This is a genomic window from Photobacterium carnosum, from assembly GCF_002849605.1.
Classification (GTDB): domain Bacteria; phylum Pseudomonadota; class Gammaproteobacteria; order Enterobacterales; family Vibrionaceae; genus Photobacterium; species Photobacterium carnosum.
This window is the reverse complement of sequence record NZ_NPIB01000066.1, coordinates 1-1,154: the sequence shown is the minus strand read 5'-3', so window position 1 is coordinate 1,154 and position 1,154 is coordinate 1. Positions and strand designations below refer to the sequence as shown.

The 1,154-nt window shown below is 37.3% G+C and carries 1 protein-coding gene; it reads right to left on the bottom strand.

The features are described from left to right. The coding region (locus CIK00_RS21085) for a replication initiation protein (protein ID WP_144043207.1) at positions 1 to 489 on the bottom strand (489 nt) is incomplete at its 3' end. Positions 490 to 1,154: the final 665 nt, after the last annotated feature.

Sequence of the window (1,154 nt, the reverse complement as noted above, 5' to 3'; positions counted from 1 at the left end):
GGATAAAAAAGCATAACCGGTTGTTCTGAAACCTTTTAACAATCTAAAAGCGGGTTTAGCATAACTGCTTCGAAGATCTCTAAATTCCGCTAAAGCATATCTAACCCACGTGTCTAAATTACTAAGAAGTGGCAAAGCATCTTTATATACTTCAATGTTTATATAAGGAGAATCAGCTTCATCAACAATTCTGAATTTAGTAAACATAACAAACATTCCTCTATTTAATCCAGATTTACTACGTCTTCCAAAATGAAGTCCCATTAACTTTTCATAAGTTCTTTGAATATCATCTTCAAAGCGATTATTTGCAGTCGGTTTATAGTTGCTCAAATCTTTAAGTTGTTCAAAAGAAAATCTAACTGTCTGATCTCCCTTATCACGCATACGAGAAATAATTGAAAAAAATAGATTCATTTCAATAGGGGTGAATTTACGTAACGGAATGGTATTAAGTTCAGGATCATATTTTATAAGTTCATTGCTCATAATCACACCTCCACAACTATTATATAAAATCAACGATTGTTTATCAACGATCACCATTAAAAACCTCGTTGATAAACAGACAAAACCTCGTTGATAAACAGACAAAACCTCGTTGATAAACAGACAAAACCTCGTTGATAAACAGACAAAACCTCGTTGATAAACTTCTATAAGCCTTGGGAGAGTAAGGCTCAAGAGGGGTCTAAAAGAGGTCTAAAAGAGGTTTATAAAAGAGGTATATAAGAGGCACCACTGTACGAGATACAAACCTAAAACAAAAAAACACAAAGGAGTGAGCCAAAAAACGGCTCACATTAACCTCCAGTCGCACAGCTCCTTGCGCCTCACGCTGTTCGTTGCTTAAAAGGTGTGGCAAGCCACATTAATTCGGGCGCTGACGCCCCGAACCCCGTCCAAGCTGAGCCAGCTTGACTGCTTTTTCACTCGCCGTTAGGCAGGAAAGCAAAGTTTTGTAGAAACTTTGGCTTTCGCCAATTCAGTGTTAAGACTGGTTTAGAGCTGTCAATTCCTTATGCTCCCACGCTTTGCTCGTCCGCTACCATTGACAGCAAATAGTTAGATTTTCTAAAACTTGATAAAGATTTAACTGCTATGTCCCTTTTTAAGGGCCTTATTTTTTGTTCTCAGCGATTTTAAGGCTATTT